Genomic DNA, 19,044 nt, shown 5'->3' with positions numbered 1-19,044 from the left:
CCATTGGGCAGTTCATTTGTTAGCTTTCTATCTCAATATTTTGCGGGACTGAATTATTTTGCTTTCCCAAATTTTGCTGAGGTTTTACCCAAATACGATAAGCAATCATTAACAGAACAAGCCATGTGATTCCGACATAAATTGCAGGACGCGAGTCTGGGAAATAACCCATCATGACTAAAATGAACACCATAAAACCAATTGCAAAAGCAGGAGCATACGGCCAGCCAATTACAGGAAAATCAAGTGCTTTAATTTCAGTAGTAGATAACTTACGGCGCATCGCGACTTGTGAAAGCAAGATCATGAGCCACACCCAAACAGTTGCGAAAGTTGCAATTGAGGCAATGATCATGAATACATTTTCAGGAATCAGATAGTTCAGCACTACACCAATTAATAGCACACCAGCCATAACCACAACAGTCATCCATGGCACACCATTACGTGACAATTTTTGGAAAATTCGAGGTGCTTGACCACGGTTTGCCATGCCATAAAGCATACGCCCTGCACCAAAGACATCACTATTAATCGCTGAAACTGCTGCTGTAATAACAACAATATTTAAAATTGTTGCCGCCGATTTAATGCCTAAATTCTCAAAAATCTGTACGAAAGGACTACCTTGGCTACCGATCTGGTTCCATGGAAAAATCGACATCAGTACAAAAATGGTCAGTACATAGAAAAGTAAAATACGTACTGGAACTGCATTAATTGCTTTTGGTAACGTGGTTTTTGGATCTTGTGATTCACCTGCTGTAATACCAATAATTTCGATACCACCGAAAGCAAATACAACCACAGATAAACATGCCACTAGGCCTGCAATCCCATGTGGCATAAAGCCATCATAAATCCATAAATTTTGAATCCCCGGTACCACACTGCTATGGTCAGCATGGAATCCATAGAACATTAAGCCTATTCCACCTAAAATCATGGCAACAATGGCACTCACCTTGACAATAGAAAGCCAAAACTCGAGTTCACCAAAGACTTTAACGTGAATCAGGTTAATTGCCCCCAAGAACATAATCAGCGATAGAATCCAGATCCACCGTGGCACATCGGGATACCAGAACCCCATATAAATACCAAAAGCAGTGACATCAGCTAAAGCAACAATGATCATCTCAAAGACATAAGTCCACCCTGTGGTGAAACCCGCTAAAGGACCAATGTACTGCGAAGCATAGTGGCTAAACGAACCAGAAACTGGATTTTGGACTGCCATTTCACCCAGTGCACGCATCACGATATAAATTGCAATCCCTGCAACGATATACGCAAGTAATACTGAAGGCCCTGCCATTTTAATGGCAGTTGCCGAACCATAGAAAAGCCCAGTTCCAATTGCTGAGCCTAATGCCAAGAAACGAATGTGGCGGGTGTTCAACCCCCGCTGTAATGTGGAGCTTTGTGACATTATAATCTCCAATCCTTGAGGATATTTAGTTAGATTCGGCCACTCCATGTGACCGTTTTATTAATCACACTTCAGATAAACTAGGGAGTAGTTTTGGAATAAGTAACTCGTTTAAGCAGCCGCTTGAGAGTAATTCACTTGCTTGTTCAATATCAGGAGCAAAGAAACGGTCTTCACTGTAGTAAGGCACTTGAGCGCGCAAGATTTTACGAGCTTGTTCAAGTTTAGGCGAGCTTTTTAGGCCTTCACGGAAGTCTAACCCCTGACAAGCGCCTAACCATTCAACAGCTAAAATGCCACGGACGTTGTCAGCCATATACCAAAGACGTTTACCCGCATTCGGAGCCATTGATACATGGTCTTCTTGGTTAGCTGAAGTTGGCAAGCTATCCACACTTGCCGGATGTGCAAGCGCTTTGTTGTCACTCGCAAGAGCAGCAGCGGTAACTTGAGCAATCATAAAGCCTGAGTTAACACCACCATTTGCTACCAAGAACGGTGGAAGTTGTGACATGTGACGGTCCATCATCATCGAAATACGACGTTCAGACAGTGAACCAATTTCTGCAATTGCCAATGCTAAATTGTCGGCCGCCATTGCAACAGGTTCTGCATGGAAGTTACCACCAGAAATCACGTCACCTTGTTCAGCAAACACAAGCGGGTTATCAGATACGGCATTGGCTTCAATTTCTAATACTTCAGCAGCCTGACGGATTTGAGTTAAACATGCACCCATCACCTGTGGTTGGCAACGTAATGAATACGGGTCTTGAACTTTGCCACATTCTTCATGCGAACGAGAAATTTCACTCGAATCAGTCAATAAATCGCGATAAGCCGCAGCAACATCAATTTGACCACGTTGACCGCGTACTTCGTGAATACGTGCATCGAACGGTGAGCGTGAACCCAGCATCGCTTCAACACTTAAACCACCACAAACTGTCGCAGCAGCAAATAAATCTTCCGCTTCAAATAAGCCGCGTAAAGCATAAGCAGTCGAAACCTGTGTACCATTTAAAAGTGCTAAACCTTCTTTAGCAGCCAAAGAAATTGGTTCTAAGCCTGCAATTTTTAAAGCTTCAACTGCTGGTAACCATTCACCTTTATAACGTGCTTTACTCTCACCCAATAAAATTAGGGACATATGTGCAAGTGGTGCTAAGTCACCTGATGCACCTACTGAACCTTTAAGAGGAATATGCGGATAAACCTCAGCATTAATTAAAGCCAACAAAGCATCAATGACTTTACGGCGAATACCAGAGAAACCACGCGCCAAGCTATTTGCTTTCAATAGAATAATTAAACGAACCATTGCATCATCAAGTGCTTCACCTACACCTGCCGCATGCGAGAGAACTAATGAACGCTGTAATTTTTCTAAATCTTCAGGAGCAATCTTGGTCGAAGCAAGTAAACCAAAACCAGTATTAATGCCGTAAGCTGTACGCCCTTCATTTACAATCTGCTCTACACAAGCCACACTTGCATTGATCGCAGATGAAGCACTTTCATCTAATTTAACTTTAATTGGGTTGAGGTAAGCTTGACGTAAATCGGCTAAGGTTAGTTTTCCCGGTTGGATCAGTAATTCCATGTTGGCTTCCTAATTTTTTGCACTATATTCTGCTGAGACGGTGCTTTTCACAATTGCAAAAAGCACCGCCAGTTCTTCCGTGTATTTTTATTGCGTGATCATTGGCAAGTGTAGGCCTTGCTCTTTCGCACAGTTAATCGCAATCTCATAACCTGCATCGGCATGACGCATAACACCTGTTGCAGGGTCATTGGTCAGTACGCGAGCAATACGTGCAGCAGCTTCATCTGTACCATCACACACAATCACAACGCCTGAGTGTTGAGAGAAGCCCATACCTACACCACCACCGTGATGTAAAGACACCCAAGTTGCGCCGCCTGCTGTATTGAGCAACGCGTTTAATAAAGGCCAATCTGATACTGCGTCTGATCCGTCTTGCATTGCTTCGGTTTCACGGTTTGGACTCGCAACCGAACCTGAGTCTAAATGGTCACGACCAATCACAACTGGTGCAGACAATTCACCGCTACGAACCATTTCGTTAAATGCCAAACCAAGTTTTGCACGTAAGCCTAGACCAACCCAGCAAATACGCGCTGGTAAACCTTGGAAGCTAATACGTTCACGTGCCATGTCTAACCAGTGATGTAAATGTTCATCATCAGGAATTAACTCTTTAACTTTGGCATCTGTTTTATAAATGTCTTCTGGGTCACCAGAAAGCGCAGCCCAACGGAATGGACCAATACCACGGCAGAACAATGGACGGATGTATGCAGGTACGAAGCCAGGGAAATCAAAAGCGTTTGCTACGCCTTCATCTTTCGCCATTTGACGGATGTTATTGCCATAGTCAAATGTTGGGACACCCATTTTTTGGAAATCAAGCATTGCTTGTACGTGTTTCGCCATCGACTGTTTTGCAGCTTTTACAACAGCTTCTGGTTCGGTTTTCGCGCGTGCACGGTATTCATCCCAAGTCCAACCTACTGGTAAGTAGCCATTAAGGGGATCGTGCGCACTTGTTTGGTCAGTCACCATGTCTGGACGTACACCACGACGTACAAGCTCAGGTAAAATTTCAGCAGCGTTACCATGAAGCGCAATTGAAATTGCTTTACCTTCTTTTGTATAGCGGTCAATACGCGCTAAAGCATCGTCTAAGTCAGTTGCTTGTTCGTCTACATAACGGGTACGTAAACGGAAATCGATACTTGCTTGTTGGCATTCAATATTTAAAGAACAAGCACCTGCAAGTGTTGCAGCTAAAGGCTGAGCGCCACCCATACCGCCTAAACCAGCAGTAAGAACCCAACGGCCTTTTAAATCACCGTTGTAATGTTGGCGGCCTGCCTCAACGAAAGTTTCGTAAGTACCTTGTACAATACCTTGGCTACCAATGTAGATCCACGAACCTGCTGTCATTTGACCATACATCGCCAAAGCTTTTGCGTCTAACTCGTTGAAGTGTTCCCAGTTTGCCCAGTGCGGTACAAGGTTTGAGTTTGCAATTAAAACGCGTGGAGCATCTTTATGAGTTTTAAATACGCCTACTGGCTTACCTGATTGAACTAATAACGTTTCATCAGTTTCAAGATTTTTTAAAGTATCTACAATTTTGTCGAAACATTCCCAGTTTCGTGCTGCACGGCCAATACCGCCGTATACAACTAACTCTTTCGGGTTTTCCGCAACGTCCGGATCAAGGTTATTCATCAACATACGTAATGGAGCTTCAGTTAACCAACTTTTAGCCGTCAATTCAGTGCCGCGTGGCGCACGAATTTCTACATCACGAAATTTTGTTGTCATTGTTGTCACAGGCGGACTCCTTCCTTTGAGCTTACATCAGCAGAACATCACTTGTTTCTGCATTTGTATAGTAATGTATTAACTTGTATATACATCCATATACTACACAAATATTTTTTGGCGTGAAGAGGGTGACTCATATTTTTTTGAAAAAATTGAATAAGCTAATGAATTAAATTAATTTATTTTTGTATCTAGCATAAAAAAAGCACATATCTTTTCACTAGACATGTGCTCTCAAAGAAGCAAATCACTTAAGTTTTAACGTTGAATTAGCTCAATAACGTAACAACCGTTTGGCTGATTTTGCGTAAAATGAACCGATGTTACCCCACTATTTTTTTCAATTTTTAAAGTCTCAGTAGCAGCAATCTGAAAGGAATGATCATCAACATTTACTTCCGTTTCAGCGCCCTGATTAAAAATAAAAATCAGGTCTGCCGAGCTAATAAATGTCTGCTCCGCCGCATCATTCAACCACTGAAAACGGGCATGGAACTTTGCAGGATCATAAATTAAATTTAAATCTCGAATTGCACCGTCAACCAGTTCACTTTGGACATGACTTTCACCATGAAATGCAAAAATATCACCTTGGTTCAGCTTTTTGGCAGGAAGATCATCGACATGCAATACCATGCCCTGTCCATCAAGTACGCTAATAATGCGCTGCTTACTGAGAAATAGTGAAAATGGTCCGGAAGTGGTCACATCTGCCATCGAAATACGCCAATCGAAATCAGCCTCACCTTGGCTTCGAGCAATTTCTAAGGTAAAGCCTGCGCCGTTTTTCCAAAGCATTTTTGTATATTGATCGGCCCTGATCAATTCAATCATGGGTTAAATTTCCCTTCGAGATAATAACGACTACCCGGATAGATCAAACGCGCACTTGAAATGAGTTGTTTATTTGACCATGTACGGCGACGAATGAGTAAGCATGGCTCAGCTTTAGTAATCTTCAACCACTTACACTCTTGAGGAGATGCTAAAACGGCCTCAACAATGTGTTCACCTTCCGTCACGGGTGCTTTTGCCATGAGGTAAGCATTTGGAGTAATGGTTTTAAAATCTTGTTCTAAATAATCTGGAATAAGCGCTGCATCAACCAGACGATCTTCGACCTGAACAGGTACATCATTTTCATAATGCACAATAATCGAGTGAAATAATCTTTGGCCTTCGCGAGTCTGCATTAACACGCTTTGTTCTGCATTTGCATAAATTTGTTCTAAGACCAAAACTTCAGCGTGGTGCTTATGGTTTCGTGCAATAATCTCATCGGCAATATTATTAATTTGAAAAAGTGCAGTTCGGCCTTGCCCTTCAGCAACGAAAGAACCAACGCCTTGAATTCGAACAAGTAAGCCTTCTGTTGTTAACTCACGTAGCGCACGGTTTACCGTCATACGGCTACAGCCGAGTTGATTAACGAGTTCACTTTCCGAAGGAATTTTTTTATTTACAGCCCACGAGCCTTCATAAATCTTTTGTGAAATCAGCTGTTTGACGCGTTGGTATAGAGGAACTGGACTATCAGCTTCAATCGAAAGCTCAGTATGTTCTTGTTTTGATGTTCTGGGCATAACTAATTACTCAAAAAGGCAGCAGGCAAAAAGGTATTTTATTTGACATGCTATGTATATACAACCACATACAACATGTTAATTTATGAATTAAATAGATTTCAAAAAGTTTAAAAAATAAACATCGCTCGATAAGAGCTAATTTAAAGTTTTATGTAGAGAAATTCAAATATATTAGTATTTTATCAATATTTATTTAATAGTTATTTCTGCTAAGTCTATGCTCAATTCAAGGATATAAAAAGTATCGTCTTTTCTAATTTACGAAATGATGCTTAAAACTTTTATTTAAAATAACTGATCGATAGTATTCTTCTGCCACACAGTATATTAATAAAACTGGAAGCACATCGAATGCGTAATTATAAAATAGATATTCTTCGAGGAATCTCTATCCTTTTAGTTCTTTTACATCATTTTAATATTCCCTATAAACTCAAAGATACATGGTTAGGTTTTGATTTCTTAGGTGAAGCATTTAGCACAGTTATCGCAAGAAATGGAAATTATGGCGTTACCATGTTTTTTGTGATTTCGGGTTTTTTAATTACCCATCACACTTTAAAAAGAGATAAACAATTTTCCGCAATTAACCTCAAGCATTTTTATATCCGACGGACAGCGCGTATTTTACCGTGTCTGGTATTACTCATTTTAGGTGTAAGTGTACTTGGTTCATTTGACTTAAAACCCTTTATGAACCAAGCACCGAATGGCATTGAGGTTTCCTATCCACTAACAATTTTTGCGGCTTTAACCTTCTGGATGAATATCCTGATTATTAAATTCGGTTGGGTAAACTACGCTTTGGGCGTGTTGTGGTCACTCTCTGTAGAAGAAGTTTTTTACTTTGTTTTCCCATTATTGTGCCTACTCACACGTAGTAATAAGGTCTTTATTGCTTTACTTGTTGGCGTAATTTTATATGGCCCTTATTTTAGATCTCTGCATTTTGGAGAAGAAAGCGGCGCTTATTTATATCATTATTTTTCAAGTTTTGACGGCATAGCAATTGGCTGTTTAACGGCGATTTTCTCTCATAAATATCAGCCAAATTGGCCCTATAAAAAACCTCTTTCTTGGTTGATTATTTTGAATATGGTCGCTCTTTATTTATATGCACCAATTAAAGAAGTCAGTACATGGGGTATTAGCTTATTTGCTCTTGCGACAGGCTTACTGATTTTGTGTTTTCAGCATCCTTCCGAAACACAGGCACATACTCTACTTACCAAAGTGATGGTCTGGTTGGGGCAAAGAAGTTATGAGACTTATCTGTTCCATCTGGTAGTACTAGGCCTTATGAAAGTTGCCTTTGTTCCGGCTCAAACCGATGCTAGCATCAAAATTATGCTTTTAATTGGCTATCTGGTTTTGACTTTTATCATCAGCGCAGCGATTGAAAAATATTATTCCACACCGTTCAACAACTATATTCGAAAGGTTTTTATTAAAGATAAATCATAAAAATAAGCCCCTTTAAAATAGGGGCTTATTTAATTAAGCAATCAACATGGTTTCATCATCTTGCTTAAAAGGATTAGACCAGCTCTGCCAAACTTGTGGTCCTAAAGCCATTTCTTCATCGCTTAACAAGCAACGATCTAAGCGCTGTATTAACGCTTGCTCATCCATTTGCATACCAATTAAAACCAGTTCCTGACGCGCATCACCTGTGCGGGCATCCCAGTTTTTCTTAATTTGTTCAATGCTGGCTAGGTCACTCGGCCAATCTTCTTCTGCAACGGCCGCCCACCAATAACCAGCTAAGCCATGTCGAGCCATTGCACCCGCTTGTGACCATGAATAAGCCAATGTCGGTTCGGCAGCCAACCAGAAAAAGCCTTTGGAACGCACGACTCCCGGCCATTCAGCCTGTACCAAATCATAAAAACGCTCTGGATGAAAAGGTCGACGCGCGCGGTAAACAAAGCTACTGATTCCATACTCTTCAGTCTCTGGCGTATGCTCGCCGCGTAACTCTTTTAACCAGCCTGGTGCTTGCGCAGCTTCATCAAAATCAAATAACTGCGTATTTAAAATTTTATCTAAAGCGATGTTTCCAAATTGTGCAATTTCAATTCGGGCACGCGGGTTTAATGTTTTTAAAATGGCGATGAGTTGGTCTTGCTGAACCTGATCAATCAGGTCAATTTTATTCAGCACAATCACATCACAAAACTCAATCTGGTCGATAAGGAGGTCAACCACAGTTCTCTCATCTTGTTCGCCTAATGACTCGCCGCGTTGTTGCAGGGAGTCAACTGAACTGTAATCTTTAAGAAAGTTAAAAGCATCGACTACCGTGACCATGGTGTCGAGTCGAGCGAACTCATTGAGTGAGTTTCCATCTTCATCTTCAAAGGTAAAGGTTTCTGCCACAGGTAAAGGTTCTGAAATGCCAGTTGACTCAATAACTAACTGGTCAAAGCGTCCTTCATCAGCTAAACGTCTTACCTCAACCAGTAAATCTTCTCGTAGCGTACAACAGATACAGCCATTACTCATTTCAACCAGCTTTTCATCTGTTCTTGAAAGCTCCGCCCCACCTTCGCGTACTAATGCCGCATCAATATTCACCTCAGACATATCATTGACAATCACGGCAATACGGCGGCCTTCACGATTATTTAAAATATGGTTGAGTAATGTGGTCTTTCCTGCACCTAAAAAGCCCGATAAAACAGTGACAGGAAGCTTGGCAAATGAGTTGGCGATTGCAGTGCGCATGGCTTGATCTCTTTGAATAATATTTAAACTGATCATGGCTGGCCATTTAATATGACCAGATCACAGGCGTAATCTATTTCTAAACCACAATAATGTTATGTTATAACATAACTATTGATCAAGTTTTTATTCCGCTTTTATTCAAAACAACTCAGTTAGTCTTTGAAAAAATTGCTTTTATAGTCCCTGACAAATTGAGGTTTTGTAGTGATGGTCAGGCCCCCATGCACGGAATCCTTGGCTATCAATATGAATTTGTCCCGAAGCATAAACACCTAGTCCCATATTAAGCGCTTGACCTTTTGTGGCCCAAAACTGACAAAGTTTGGTTTTGGTTTGTTGAATATTAAACTGGTCTAAATCACTCGGCTGTTCTGGGCCAATTCGAAAATCAAGCGCTGCATTAAAGACATGTCGAGAAGCATCAGCACCACCCGCACAGCGGTTTAGAGATAACGCTCGGTAGACCGAAGTCACTTCAAAATCATTAATTACACCATCCTCAACTAACGCTTTTAAAATACTAAGTGTCGGAACGATATTGGACCAAATCTCGCGTGGTGGCACTGCGTAAGGCTCAACTCCACATTTTTGCCAATCTCGAGCTGAGCGTAATAACTCATGGTCTGGCACTAAATCGGCAAGTCCCTTTTGCTTAAGAAATTGCTTGTAAGCTTGCACAGACTGTCGATGGTCTGCTGTTGCTAACCACGCAACATACGCCTCGGGTTGAGGCTTTATTCTGACCACTGTTTTTGTAGGTTGAGGTAAAGTTGTTTGGGTGTGTTGAGGAATTGTTGGCTTGGGAGTTTGAGTGCTACATGCTGTGAGAGATAATAAAATTAAACCTAAATAACGCTTCATAAATATGCTCTATCTTCACCAAAAATGGGAAAATTGCTCATCATTAAATTAATGAAATGTTATATTATAACAATAATAAAATCCTTTAATTTCTGTTGCTAAATTTTAAAAATAAAAAAGGACGCCTGTCAGACGTCCTTTTTAGATACAACTCAATAAATTATTAAATATCTGCTTCTAAGGCAGGTACAGACTGCTCAGCTTTTAATTTTCGGCGTTTAAATTGGTACGCCACCATTAAACATAAGATCCAACCAGGAATCATCATGACTGCAACACGCATATCTGGTGTTAAAGACATCACGATCAAAATGCCAAGCATAAATAATATGCATAAATAGTTGCTAAACGGATACATAAAGCTTGGGAACTTCGTTGTTTGCCCTTGGTGCTGCATATATTTGCGGAATTTTAAATGCGTCCATGAAATTACTACCCAGTTAATTACAATCGCTGCAACTACCAGCATCATGAGCAAACCAAATGCTTTTTCAGGGAAAATATAGTTTAACAGTACACATAAAATAGTGACTGCCGCAGAAAGGATTACTGCATTGGTTGGAATACCGCGTTTATTAATACGTGCAAATACTTTTGGTGCATTTCCTTGTTGTGCAAGGCCTAATAACATACGGCTACTGCAATAACTTGTGCCGTTATAAACTGAAACCGCAGCTGTCAAAATGACAAAGTTCAATAATGTTGCAATGCCTTGGCTATCTAAAGAAGCAAAGACCATCACAAAAGGGCTTCCGCCTTGTGCCATTTGGTTCCATGGGAATAGCGAGAATAAAACAAAAAGCGTCGCAATATAGAAAATCAAAATACGGTAAATAATTTGATTCACAGCTTTAGGTAAAGTTTTATCAGGGTCACGTGCTTCAGCTGCAGTAATACCGAAAAGCTCAATACCACCGAAAGCAAAAATAATGACTGCCATTGCCATTACTAAGCCTTCAACACCAAATGGGAAGAAACCACCAAGTGCCCAAAGGTTCGAAATGCTTGCCTGTGGACCTGCCGTGCCTGTTGCAAGTAAATATGAACCAAAGCCAATCATTGCAAGAATTGCTAAAATTTTGACAATAGAAAACCAAAATTCCATTTCGCCAAAAAACTTAACGTGTAGCAAATTAATGCCATTAATTAAGACAAAGAAGGCTAAAGCAGATGCCCACGTCGGAATTTGCGGCCACCAATATTGAATATAAAGACCAATTGCGCTTAGTTCAGCCATACAGACGAGAACATTGAGTACCCAATAGTTCCATCCTGACATGAACCCTGCAAATGGTCCCCAATATTTGTAGGCAAAATGACTAAAAGATCCACTGACTGGCTCTTCAACCACCATTTCGCCAAGCTGACGCATCATTAAAAAAGCAATAAATCCTGCAATGGCATAACCGAGGATGACCGATGGACCTGCTAATTTAATCGATTGTGATATACCAAGAAAAAGCCCTGTGCCAATCGCCCCACCCAATGCAATAAGCTGGATGTGCCGATTACTCAAACCATGTTTCAGGTTTCCTTGCTCTTGTGCTGACATATGATTATTCTCATCCGTGTCACGTAATTTTTTTCCAATAAATTACGTATATCATAAATTGATCAGATTTTCATAGAGATTCATGAAAAAATAATTGCGTGACTTTTCTCATAAGCGCGAATGAAAACAGAAAATACAAGAAATGACAATTATTATGAAATGTGTAATTAAATTATGTATTGCGTAATTTGATGAATTCAGTATTATAGAGACATGAAGTAATTGGTTGTGCTCGGTCTATATCAAACTCATAAGACAAAAGATGATCTAAGCAAAGGTTAAAACTTATTGAGTAGCTCAGTCCTAGACCGAACTTTTATTTGTATAAGACCCGAGATAAAGACAAGGAAGCGAAAATGGAACAAAAACTAAACTCTTTTATTGAAGTTTCACCTCAATCAGATTTCACTATTCATAATTTGCCTTACGGTGTTTTTAGCAGAGCTAACGAAAGTGAGCGTCAAGTTGGTGTAGCTATTGGTGATTGGGTGATTGATCTCGCTGCTCTTGAAAAGCACGGTCTTTTAAAACTTTCAGAACAAGACACATATTTTAACCAGCCAACACTCAATAAATTTATCGAGTCTGGCAAAGCCAACTGGTCAAAAGTTCGTAAGACACTACAGTCTCTTCTCTCGGTTGAAAATTTAACGCTTCAAGAAAATGAAGCATTGCGTCAGGAAGTTTTGGTTAAGCAAGACAGCGTTACGTTGCATTTACCACTTCAAGTACCTGGTTATACCGATTTCTATTCTTCTAAAGAACATGCCACCAATGTAGGCTGTATGTTCCGCGATCCTAAAAATGCCTTACTTCCAAACTGGACTGAATTGCCTGTTGGTTACAATGGCCGTGCTAGCTCTGTGGTAGTCAGTGGTACTCAAGTCGTGCGTCCATCTGGACAAATTAAACTTCCAAATGAAGAGCGTCCAGTTTTCTCAGCTACGCGTAAACTCGACTTTGAACTTGAAACAGCATTTGTTATTGGTAAACCAACCGAGCTTGGCCAGCCAATCTCAATTGAAAATGCGTGGGACCATATTTTTGGAATGGTATTACTCAATGACTGGTCAGCACGCGATATCCAGCAATGGGAATATGTGCCTCTAGGTCCTTTCAATTCAAAATCATTTGCTAGTGCCATCTCACCTTGGGTAGTCACACTTGAAGCACTTGAGCCATTTAAAGTGGAAGGCCCAAAACAAGAGCCTAAACCTTTAACGTATTTACAAGAAAATATCGCGAATAGTTACGATATTAATTTGAGTGTTGAAATTCAAAGCCCGAAATCGGCACAAGCTGACGTGATCTGTAAAACCAATTTTAAATATATGTATTGGTCTATGGCTCAACAGCTTACTCACCACACCATTGGCGGCTGTAATGTTCAGGTTGGTGATTTAATGGGTTCAGGTACCATTTCAGGTTCTACACCAAATTCGTATGGCAGCTTGCTTGAGCTTACATGGAACACCACCAAGCCTTTAACACTTGCCAATGGCGAAACTCGTGGTTTCTTGCAAGACGGCGATACCCTGATCATGAAAGGTCATTGTGAGAAAAATGGTATTCGCATTGGCTTCGGTGAAGTTCGAAATACAGTCCTTCCTGCATTAAATTTCGATTTTGCAGAAACTTCGGAGCCTGACTATGAAGCTGTATAGTTACTTTCGTAGCTCTGCAGCCTACAGAGTACGGATTGGTCTAAACATTAAAGGATTAGCTTATGAGACTGTTCCAGTTCATCTGGTAAAAAACGAACAGCAAAGCGAAGACTATTTAAAGTTAAACCGTAGTGCTCTAGTTCCGACTTTAATTGACGGCGATTTAACCTTGTCTCAATCGTTAAGTATTTTGGAATATCTGGATGAACAATACTCAGAAACCAAACTACTTCCAAGTGATGTGCAAGAGAGAGCAAAAGTTCGCGCTTTTGCTCAAGCAATCGCCTGTGATATTCACCCATTAAACAACTTACGCGTACTGAAATATTTAAAAAATGACTTAAATGTTTCAGATGAGCAGAAAAATTATTGGTATCAGCACTGGATTATTGAAGGCTTTCAAAATCTCGAACAGCAACTTCAAGATTCAAATGGACAATTTTGCTTTGGAGAACAAGCAACCATTGCCGATTGCTGTCTGATTCCACAGGTCTACAACGCGAAACGCTTCAAGATTGATTTATCTGCGTTTCCAAAAATTGAATCGATTTATCACCATTGTTTGTCTATCCCAGCCTTCTATAACGCGGCGCCAGAACAACAACCAGATTGGGAATAGTAAAAAGGAGTTTTAATATGACATTTGCCATTAAAAAAATACATCACGTTGCATATCGTTGTAAGGATGCGAAAGAAACTGTTGAGTGGTATAAAAAAATGCTCAATATGGATTTCATTTTAGCTTTTGCTGAAGACCACGTGCCATCAACTAAAGCCTTTGACCCATATATGCATTTATTCTTAGATGCAGGACAAGGCAACGTTTTGGCATTTTTTGAATTGCCAACTCAACCAGAAATGGGCCGAGACGAAAATACGCCTCAATGGGTACAACATATTGCTTTTGAAGTTGAAGACTTAAATGCGTTGATGGCTGCCAAGCAACATTTAGAAGAAAATGGTGTGAAAGTCTTAGGTGTAACTAACCATGGCATTTTCCACTCAATTTACTTCTTTGACCCAAATGGCCATCGTTTAGAACTGACTTATAACGATGCGCATGCTGAAGAAAAAATTGCAAAAATTACTGAAGAAATGAAAGCTGAAATGCTAGAGGAATGGAGCAAAACCAAACGCGCTCCACACCACACTCATTTCTTGCATGAAGAAGAGTTAGGAACCTAATTTTTAAAGAGCGCACTAAAAAATCGGCATTGATTAGAATTGTTTTAAGAGCAGTTCTATATCAATGCCGATTTATATTATTTAAAACTGCTAAATTTCTAGAAAATTGCGCTATAAATAAGAGCATAGTGATTTTAGAAAGTTGTTGGTTATTAAACATGTCAATTTCGCTAATAGAAAAAGGTGATTTCTATTTTTCACTAGGCTCAGGCATGATGTAAAACGCACCAATTTCAATTTATGTTTTGATCGTCACTGTTTAACAGCTGAAGTAAATTTATTAAGGGTATTTAAATGATTGAAGAAAAAGTATCTGGGGGGGTTCAATCACTTGAAGTCGGTTTATCTGTACTAAACGCCCTTTTAGAGCACAATCAACCTATTATTCTCAAAGATCTATCGAGCAAGCTCGAAATGCATCCTGCCAAGGTTCACCGCTATCTGGTCAGCCTTATTCGTATGGAATATGCAAAACAGCTTGATGATGGACAATATGCTTTAGGTGATCAGGCATGGCGCTTAGGTCTCAACTGTGTTCAACATAGCGACACACTACAGCTGGTACAGCATTTAATTTACGACCTACAAAACAAAATTGGTTGCGGTATACAAATTAGTAAATGGTCACCAAAAGGCCCTGTCGTGGTTCAGTCGATTGAATCAAACCACCCTATTTCGATTGTTACTAAAGTCGGCTCGATTATGCCTTTAGTCAATTCTGCTGCGGGACGACTATTTGCTTCTTATCTTCCAGAACATTTTGTTCGTCCATTAATGGAAGCAGAATGGCAAAAGCATCAAGAGCTTGGTCTAAACATCGCACCACAAAACTGGCAAGTATTTACAGAGCTTAAAGACACCATTCGCCAGCAACAAATGTCGGCAGCGAAAGGTGATTTACTGACGGGAATTAATGCGGTGGGTTTACCTGTATTTAATTCAAACCAGAGTATTGAGTTTTGTATTGTCGCACTGGATAGCGAAATGTTTTTACCAGTCGACCCTCATAGTAAAACGATTGAAATCTTAAAAAATGAAGTGAACCTCATCAATCAATATATTAAAAGCCGCTAATGAATAGCCATAAAAAACCAAGAGATCAAACTCTTGGTTTTTTTAGATTAGAGATAAGGCTCAGCTTATTTAGCTTCTAAAACGCCGCGACGAATCTGGTCACGTTCAATCGACTCAAATAACGCTTTGAAGTTACCTTCACCAAAGCCATCATCATCTTTACGTTGAATAAATTCAAAGAAAACTGGACCAATCATGTTTTCAGAGAAAATTTGCAATAAAAGCTTTTTCTGACCGTCTTTAGTATTACCATCAAGCAAAATACCGCGCTGTTTTAATTCATCAGTCGGTTCACCATGCTCAGGTAAACGATCTTCTAGCATTTCATAATACGTATTTGGTGGCGGTGTCATGAATTTCAGACCAAGGCCTTTTAACTTATCCCAAGTCGAGATTAAGTCATCACAAATAAACGCGATATGTTGAATACCTTCGCCATTAAAATCAGATAGGAACTCTGCAATTTGGCCGTTTCCTTTGTCAGAGTCTTCGTTTAACGGAATACGGATCTTACCGTCTGGTGCAGTTAATGCTTTAGACGTTAAACCTGTATATTCACCTTTAATATCAAAGTAGCGAATTTCTTGGAAGTTAAAGATTTTTTCATAGAAGTTTGCCCAATACTCCATACGGCCTTTGTAGACGTTATGAGTTAAGTGGTCAATCTCGTTTAAGCCTGCCCCTACTGGACGTTTCTCAGCATCATCAAAGAAAACAAAGTCATTTTCATAAATATCACGGTCAACTAAAAAGATTGGCATACCACCAATACCTTTAATTGCCGGAATGTTGAGCTCCATTGGCCCAACTTTTGAATACATTGGTTCAGCACCAAGCTCTACTGCTTTTTGGAAAGCTTTTGCTGCATCACGTGTTTTAAAACCCATCGCACAAGCAGATGGACCATGTTCATTAAAGAAGAATGAAGCATAAGATTCTGGCTGATAATTCAGGATAATATTGATATTTCCTTGACGCCATAAGTACGCTTCTTTCGATTTATGCTTGGCTACTTTTGAAAAGCCGATTGTTTCAAAAACTGGATCTAATTCATTTTCTTTTGAAACAAACTCAATAAATGCAAAACCGCATAATTCTAATGGGTTCTCTAAAATATCCATCTAGTTTCCCTCTGGTGATTACCTGTTCCGTTTATCTCTATTGCTGATGAACTCAGCTCCTTTCTCTATAGAATACGTTGTCATTGGGCGAAGACTTGAACCGTCAAATTGGCTTAACCCAACGCATCCTATGAGAAAAAAACGAGTCATTAAAACGAAGATATGATGAGCGTAGAACCTTTGATGATTAATTTCCGTTCCATGTGGTGTTTGTTTTCCATACACACTGTCCTTTGTTATCTAAAAGTACGATTGAGATTTTTCAATAAACCTTTAAAAATCGTCTTTTCCTAAAAATCATTTATAGATTTATGGAGACCAACATCCTTGTTGGATCTCCAATGGCCATTTACCTTGAATTAGATGCTACTAAAAACAATTAAATTATGCAATACATAACTTAATTATGAATTGCATAATTTTAGTAATCTTTTAATTTGCCTGTTTTTAAAATCAATTGTCATATTCGATATTCTGTTTATGATTCTTTAGCTTCAAAAATCTCTCTTGCTTTGAGTTTGGAAAACTATGCTTTTAGTCAGTGCATGTTTAATTGGTGAACCTGTTCGATATGATGGTAAATCCTGTCCAAATAGGTTACTTAAGCAGCTATTAATCAATAAAAAAGCCCAAGCATTATGCCCAGAGCTATTAGGTGGTTTTACCACTCCCCGTTTACCCGCAGAAATTGTGGGAGGAACAGGTCAAGATGTGCTAGATGGCAAAGCAAAAATTACCGATTCATCTGGTTTAGATGTAACAGAATTATATTTAAAAGGTGCTTACCGCACCCTAGAAGTTGCACAGCAAATAAAAGCAACTTGTGTGGTTTTAAAAGAAAATAGCCCATCTTGCGGTAGTCAAAAAATTTATAACGGTACTTTTCAAGGTGAAAAAATTACGGGAGTTGGAATCACCACAGCGCTTTTACAACGCCATGGTTTTGAAGTGATTTCTGAAAATGAGATTGAAGATTGGTTAGTAGAACATCCTCTTTAAGATTGTGTTGATCTACCTAATCAAAACCCTCTTAATTGTTTTCTAAAACGGAAACAGATGGCACTCAATAGACAAGCAACTAAATAACTTATGGCAGCCATCCACCAAAAACCATAAACTCCCATCGCAGAAATCGAGATATCCTGCCAATGCAGCCCTTTATAGGCCATCCACCAACCACCACCTAATCCGAAACATAACACCACGACCAAGAAAATTAGCATCGGTAAAATCGACACATCCCAACAGCGTAACAAAGAGGTCAATAACGCCATTAAGCCATCTAGAAAATGAAACATACAGACAATCAACAACAAGGATGCAGCCAAAATCTGCACGGCCAAATCATCTGAATAGAACGTAACAATTAAGTCCCTCTCCAACCATAAACACAGAGACAGACAGCCACTCACTGTCATAATCACCCATATACTTTGCCTGGCAATTTTATCGGCTTCTTCCATGTTCCCGCTACCAATTGATCGCGATACCAAAATGCTATAAGCCGAGGCAATCGATGAAGGGATAATAAACATGAACCCGCCAGTGCTTGTGACAACTTGATGTGCTGCTGACACCACACTCCCAAAAGGCAGAATCAGAATAGCAACCGAACAAAATGCAATAACGTCCATCAACGCCATAATTGCTGTCGGGATACCTATTTTTAAAATCATCCGCAGACTTTCTCGGCTATCTTCAATCGACTGTTCGGGATGCTCAATAAAGAGGTATCCTTTTTCCAAGAAAAATACGTAATAAACAGCCAACATAAACCACCGTACAATGAGAGTGGCTAACAAAGCCCCTATTGCACCAAGTGGCGGAATTGAAAATGAAGCGACACCATAAATCAAAAGATAGGACAAAATAATTTTAAGAATGAAGAAAACACTATCTGATAATAAAACCTTATGCGCATTTTCAGTGACCTGAGACAAAGCTGTAAATAAGCGCATTAATAAATGCGCGGGTAAAATAAATACCAAAAGCCAAATACAGTTTTTAGTAATTGAAACAACATGTTCAGATGCACCAAACAATTTGGGCAAATCACGGAACAAGTAAAGCAAGCCAATACTCAGCAATGCCGAACATAACATCAGCCAAATGCCTTGAATAAAAATTTGACGAATACGTGGTATGTCATGGCAACCATAAGCTTCTGAAAGCTTAAGTATCACACCTTGTAGAATCCCCATACCAATGACATAGATCACTGTATATAGAGATAAGGTCACCGATAATGCTGCTACATGATCGTTACTAAAATGCCCTACATAAGCAATATCAACCAATCCACTTAAAACTAGAATTAAATTGCTTGAGAGCATGGGAATAAATAATTTAAAAATCTGGTTCATCAAGGAAATGCCTTATTTTTCTTTACGATTTATACTCATATTCACGTTATTTTTAGTGCATCAATCCAAAGCAAAAGACATACCAGTTCTAAATTAAGCTCCTATAAAATCTGCT

16 protein-coding genes are annotated in these 19,044 nt (G+C 39.6%); 6 read left to right on the top strand and 10 right to left on the bottom strand.

Features of this window, described 5'->3' with window-relative positions; translation table 11 throughout:
* Positions 1-19: 19 nt before the first annotated feature.
* The 5 genes from KTI79_RS11500 to hutC all read right to left on the bottom strand — a co-directional run bounded on the left by KTI79_RS11500 (position 20) and on the right by hutC (position 6,376).
* On the bottom strand, positions 20-1,432 hold the full coding sequence (locus tag KTI79_RS11500; RefSeq protein ID WP_086376019.1) for an amino acid permease: 1,413 nt from the start codon (positions 1,430-1,432) through the stop codon (positions 20-22).
* 64 nt (positions 1,433-1,496) lie between these two features.
* Positions 1,497-3,035: a histidine ammonia-lyase gene (hutH, locus tag KTI79_RS11495; protein WP_046812104.1), complete on the bottom strand. Its 1,539-nt coding sequence runs from the start codon at positions 3,033-3,035 to the stop codon at positions 1,497-1,499.
* Positions 3,036-3,122: 87 nt separating this feature from the next.
* Positions 3,123-4,790, bottom strand: coding sequence for a urocanate hydratase (gene hutU / locus KTI79_RS11490; RefSeq protein ID WP_080947673.1), 1,668 nt, complete (start codon positions 4,788-4,790; stop codon positions 3,123-3,125).
* A gap of 261 nt (positions 4,791-5,051) precedes the next feature.
* A complete protein-coding gene (locus KTI79_RS11485) occupies positions 5,052-5,627 on the bottom strand; it encodes a HutD family protein (protein WP_199964048.1) in 576 nt (191 codons plus the stop codon).
* Positions 5,624-6,376 carry a histidine utilization repressor gene (hutC, locus tag KTI79_RS11480; RefSeq protein ID WP_086376018.1) on the bottom strand — a complete coding sequence of 251 codons (753 nt, stop codon included), beginning with the start codon at positions 6,374-6,376 and terminating at the stop codon, positions 5,624-5,626. Before hutC ends, KTI79_RS11485 begins: the two co-directional genes overlap by 4 nt.
* Positions 6,377-6,730: 354 nt before the next feature.
* Here hutC and KTI79_RS11475 point away from each other — a divergent pair, with 354 nt between their 5' ends.
* A complete protein-coding gene (locus KTI79_RS11475) occupies positions 6,731-7,843 on the top strand; it encodes an acyltransferase family protein (protein WP_086376017.1) in 1,113 nt (370 codons plus the stop codon).
* 33 nt (positions 7,844-7,876) lie between these two features.
* Here the strand turns inward: KTI79_RS11475 and zigA are convergent, their stop codons facing one another.
* The 3 genes from zigA to KTI79_RS11460 all read right to left on the bottom strand — a co-directional run bounded on the left by zigA (position 7,877) and on the right by KTI79_RS11460 (position 11,522).
* The gene (gene zigA, locus KTI79_RS11470) at positions 7,877-9,142 is read right to left on the bottom strand and encodes a zinc metallochaperone GTPase ZigA (protein WP_086376016.1); all 1,266 of its coding nucleotides are present in this window, start codon (positions 9,140-9,142) and stop codon (positions 7,877-7,879) included.
* 141 nt (positions 9,143-9,283) lie between these two features.
* The gene (locus KTI79_RS11465; protein WP_086376015.1) at positions 9,284-9,970 is read right to left on the bottom strand and encodes a D-Ala-D-Ala carboxypeptidase family metallohydrolase; all 687 of its coding nucleotides are present in this window, start codon (positions 9,968-9,970) and stop codon (positions 9,284-9,286) included.
* A gap of 163 nt (positions 9,971-10,133) precedes the next feature.
* Entirely contained in the window at positions 10,134-11,522 is a 1,389-nt protein-coding gene (locus tag KTI79_RS11460; protein ID WP_046812110.1) for an amino acid permease, read from the bottom strand.
* A gap of 356 nt (positions 11,523-11,878) precedes the next feature.
* Here KTI79_RS11460 and fahA point away from each other — a divergent pair, with 356 nt between their 5' ends.
* From fahA to KTI79_RS11440, 4 genes are all read left to right on the top strand, one after another.
* Complete coding sequence (fahA, locus tag KTI79_RS11455; protein WP_086376014.1) at positions 11,879-13,186, top strand: fumarylacetoacetase; 1,308 nt, start codon at positions 11,879-11,881, stop codon at positions 13,184-13,186.
* Complete coding sequence (gene maiA, locus KTI79_RS11450) at positions 13,173-13,805, top strand: maleylacetoacetate isomerase (protein WP_086376013.1); 633 nt, start codon at positions 13,173-13,175, stop codon at positions 13,803-13,805. Before fahA ends, maiA begins: the two co-directional genes overlap by 14 nt.
* A gap of 17 nt (positions 13,806-13,822) precedes the next feature.
* Positions 13,823-14,371, top strand: a complete 549-nt coding sequence (locus KTI79_RS11445; protein WP_005066622.1) for a VOC family protein — start codon at positions 13,823-13,825, stop codon at positions 14,369-14,371.
* 294 nt (positions 14,372-14,665) lie between these two features.
* Complete coding sequence (locus KTI79_RS11440; protein WP_086376012.1) at positions 14,666-15,445, top strand: IclR family transcriptional regulator; 780 nt, start codon at positions 14,666-14,668, stop codon at positions 15,443-15,445.
* Positions 15,446-15,510: 65 nt separating this feature from the next.
* Here the strand turns inward: KTI79_RS11440 and hppD are convergent, their stop codons facing one another.
* Positions 15,511-16,566, bottom strand: a complete 1,056-nt coding sequence (gene hppD, locus KTI79_RS11435; protein WP_086265719.1) for a 4-hydroxyphenylpyruvate dioxygenase — start codon at positions 16,564-16,566, stop codon at positions 15,511-15,513.
* A 528-nt stretch (positions 16,567-17,094) separates the two neighbouring features.
* On the opposite strand from hppD, the gene KTI79_RS11430 reads away from it, so the two are divergent.
* Positions 17,095-17,565, top strand: coding sequence for a DUF523 domain-containing protein (locus tag KTI79_RS11430; RefSeq protein WP_086376011.1), 471 nt, complete (start codon positions 17,095-17,097; stop codon positions 17,563-17,565).
* A 20-nt stretch (positions 17,566-17,585) separates the two neighbouring features.
* Here KTI79_RS11430 and KTI79_RS11425 read toward each other — a convergent pair whose 3' ends face one another.
* Complete coding sequence (locus KTI79_RS11425) at positions 17,586-18,929, bottom strand: MATE family efflux transporter (RefSeq protein ID WP_086376010.1); 1,344 nt, start codon at positions 18,927-18,929, stop codon at positions 17,586-17,588.
* Positions 18,930-19,044 lie beyond the last annotated feature (115 nt).

This window comes from Acinetobacter sp. WU_MDCI_Abxd143 (genome assembly GCF_025514195.1).
Lineage (GTDB): Bacteria > Pseudomonadota > Gammaproteobacteria > Pseudomonadales > Moraxellaceae > Acinetobacter > Acinetobacter pittii_H.
This window is presented reverse-complemented; position numbering and strand designations above follow the sequence as displayed.

What these genes read in the sequence shown, in the direction of transcription:
- hutC (WP_086376018.1), bottom strand. Translation starts at nt 6,376, where the DNA reads ATGCCCAGAACATCAAAACAAGAACATACTGAGCTTTCGATTGAAGCT.
- hutH (WP_046812104.1), bottom strand. Translation starts at nt 3,035, where the DNA reads ATGGAATTACTGATCCAACCGGGAAAACTAACCTTAGCCGATTTACGT.
- KTI79_RS11500 (WP_086376019.1), bottom strand. Translation starts at nt 1,432, where the DNA reads ATGTCACAAAGCTCCACATTACAGCGGGGGTTGAACACCCGCCACATT.
- KTI79_RS11475 (WP_086376017.1), top strand. Translation starts at nt 6,731, where the DNA reads ATGCGTAATTATAAAATAGATATTCTTCGAGGAATCTCTATCCTTTTA.
- KTI79_RS11430 (WP_086376011.1), top strand. Translation starts at nt 17,095, where the DNA reads ATGCTTTTAGTCAGTGCATGTTTAATTGGTGAACCTGTTCGATATGAT.
- KTI79_RS11485 (WP_199964048.1), bottom strand. Translation starts at nt 5,627, where the DNA reads ATGATTGAATTGATCAGGGCCGATCAATATACAAAAATGCTTTGGAAA.
- zigA (WP_086376016.1), bottom strand. Translation starts at nt 9,142, where the DNA reads ATGATCAGTTTAAATATTATTCAAAGAGATCAAGCCATGCGCACTGCA.
- hppD (WP_086265719.1), bottom strand. Translation starts at nt 16,566, where the DNA reads ATGGATATTTTAGAGAACCCATTAGAATTATGCGGTTTTGCATTTATT.
- maiA (WP_086376013.1), top strand. Translation starts at nt 13,173, where the DNA reads ATGAAGCTGTATAGTTACTTTCGTAGCTCTGCAGCCTACAGAGTACGG.
- KTI79_RS11460 (WP_046812110.1), bottom strand. Translation starts at nt 11,522, where the DNA reads ATGTCAGCACAAGAGCAAGGAAACCTGAAACATGGTTTGAGTAATCGG.
- hutU (WP_080947673.1), bottom strand. Translation starts at nt 4,790, where the DNA reads ATGACAACAAAATTTCGTGATGTAGAAATTCGTGCGCCACGCGGCACT.
- KTI79_RS11440 (WP_086376012.1), top strand. Translation starts at nt 14,666, where the DNA reads ATGATTGAAGAAAAAGTATCTGGGGGGGTTCAATCACTTGAAGTCGGT.
- fahA (WP_086376014.1), top strand. Translation starts at nt 11,879, where the DNA reads ATGGAACAAAAACTAAACTCTTTTATTGAAGTTTCACCTCAATCAGAT.
- KTI79_RS11445 (WP_005066622.1), top strand. Translation starts at nt 13,823, where the DNA reads ATGACATTTGCCATTAAAAAAATACATCACGTTGCATATCGTTGTAAG.
- KTI79_RS11425 (WP_086376010.1), bottom strand. Translation starts at nt 18,929, where the DNA reads ATGAACCAGATTTTTAAATTATTTATTCCCATGCTCTCAAGCAATTTA.
- KTI79_RS11465 (WP_086376015.1), bottom strand. Translation starts at nt 9,970, where the DNA reads ATGAAGCGTTATTTAGGTTTAATTTTATTATCTCTCACAGCATGTAGC.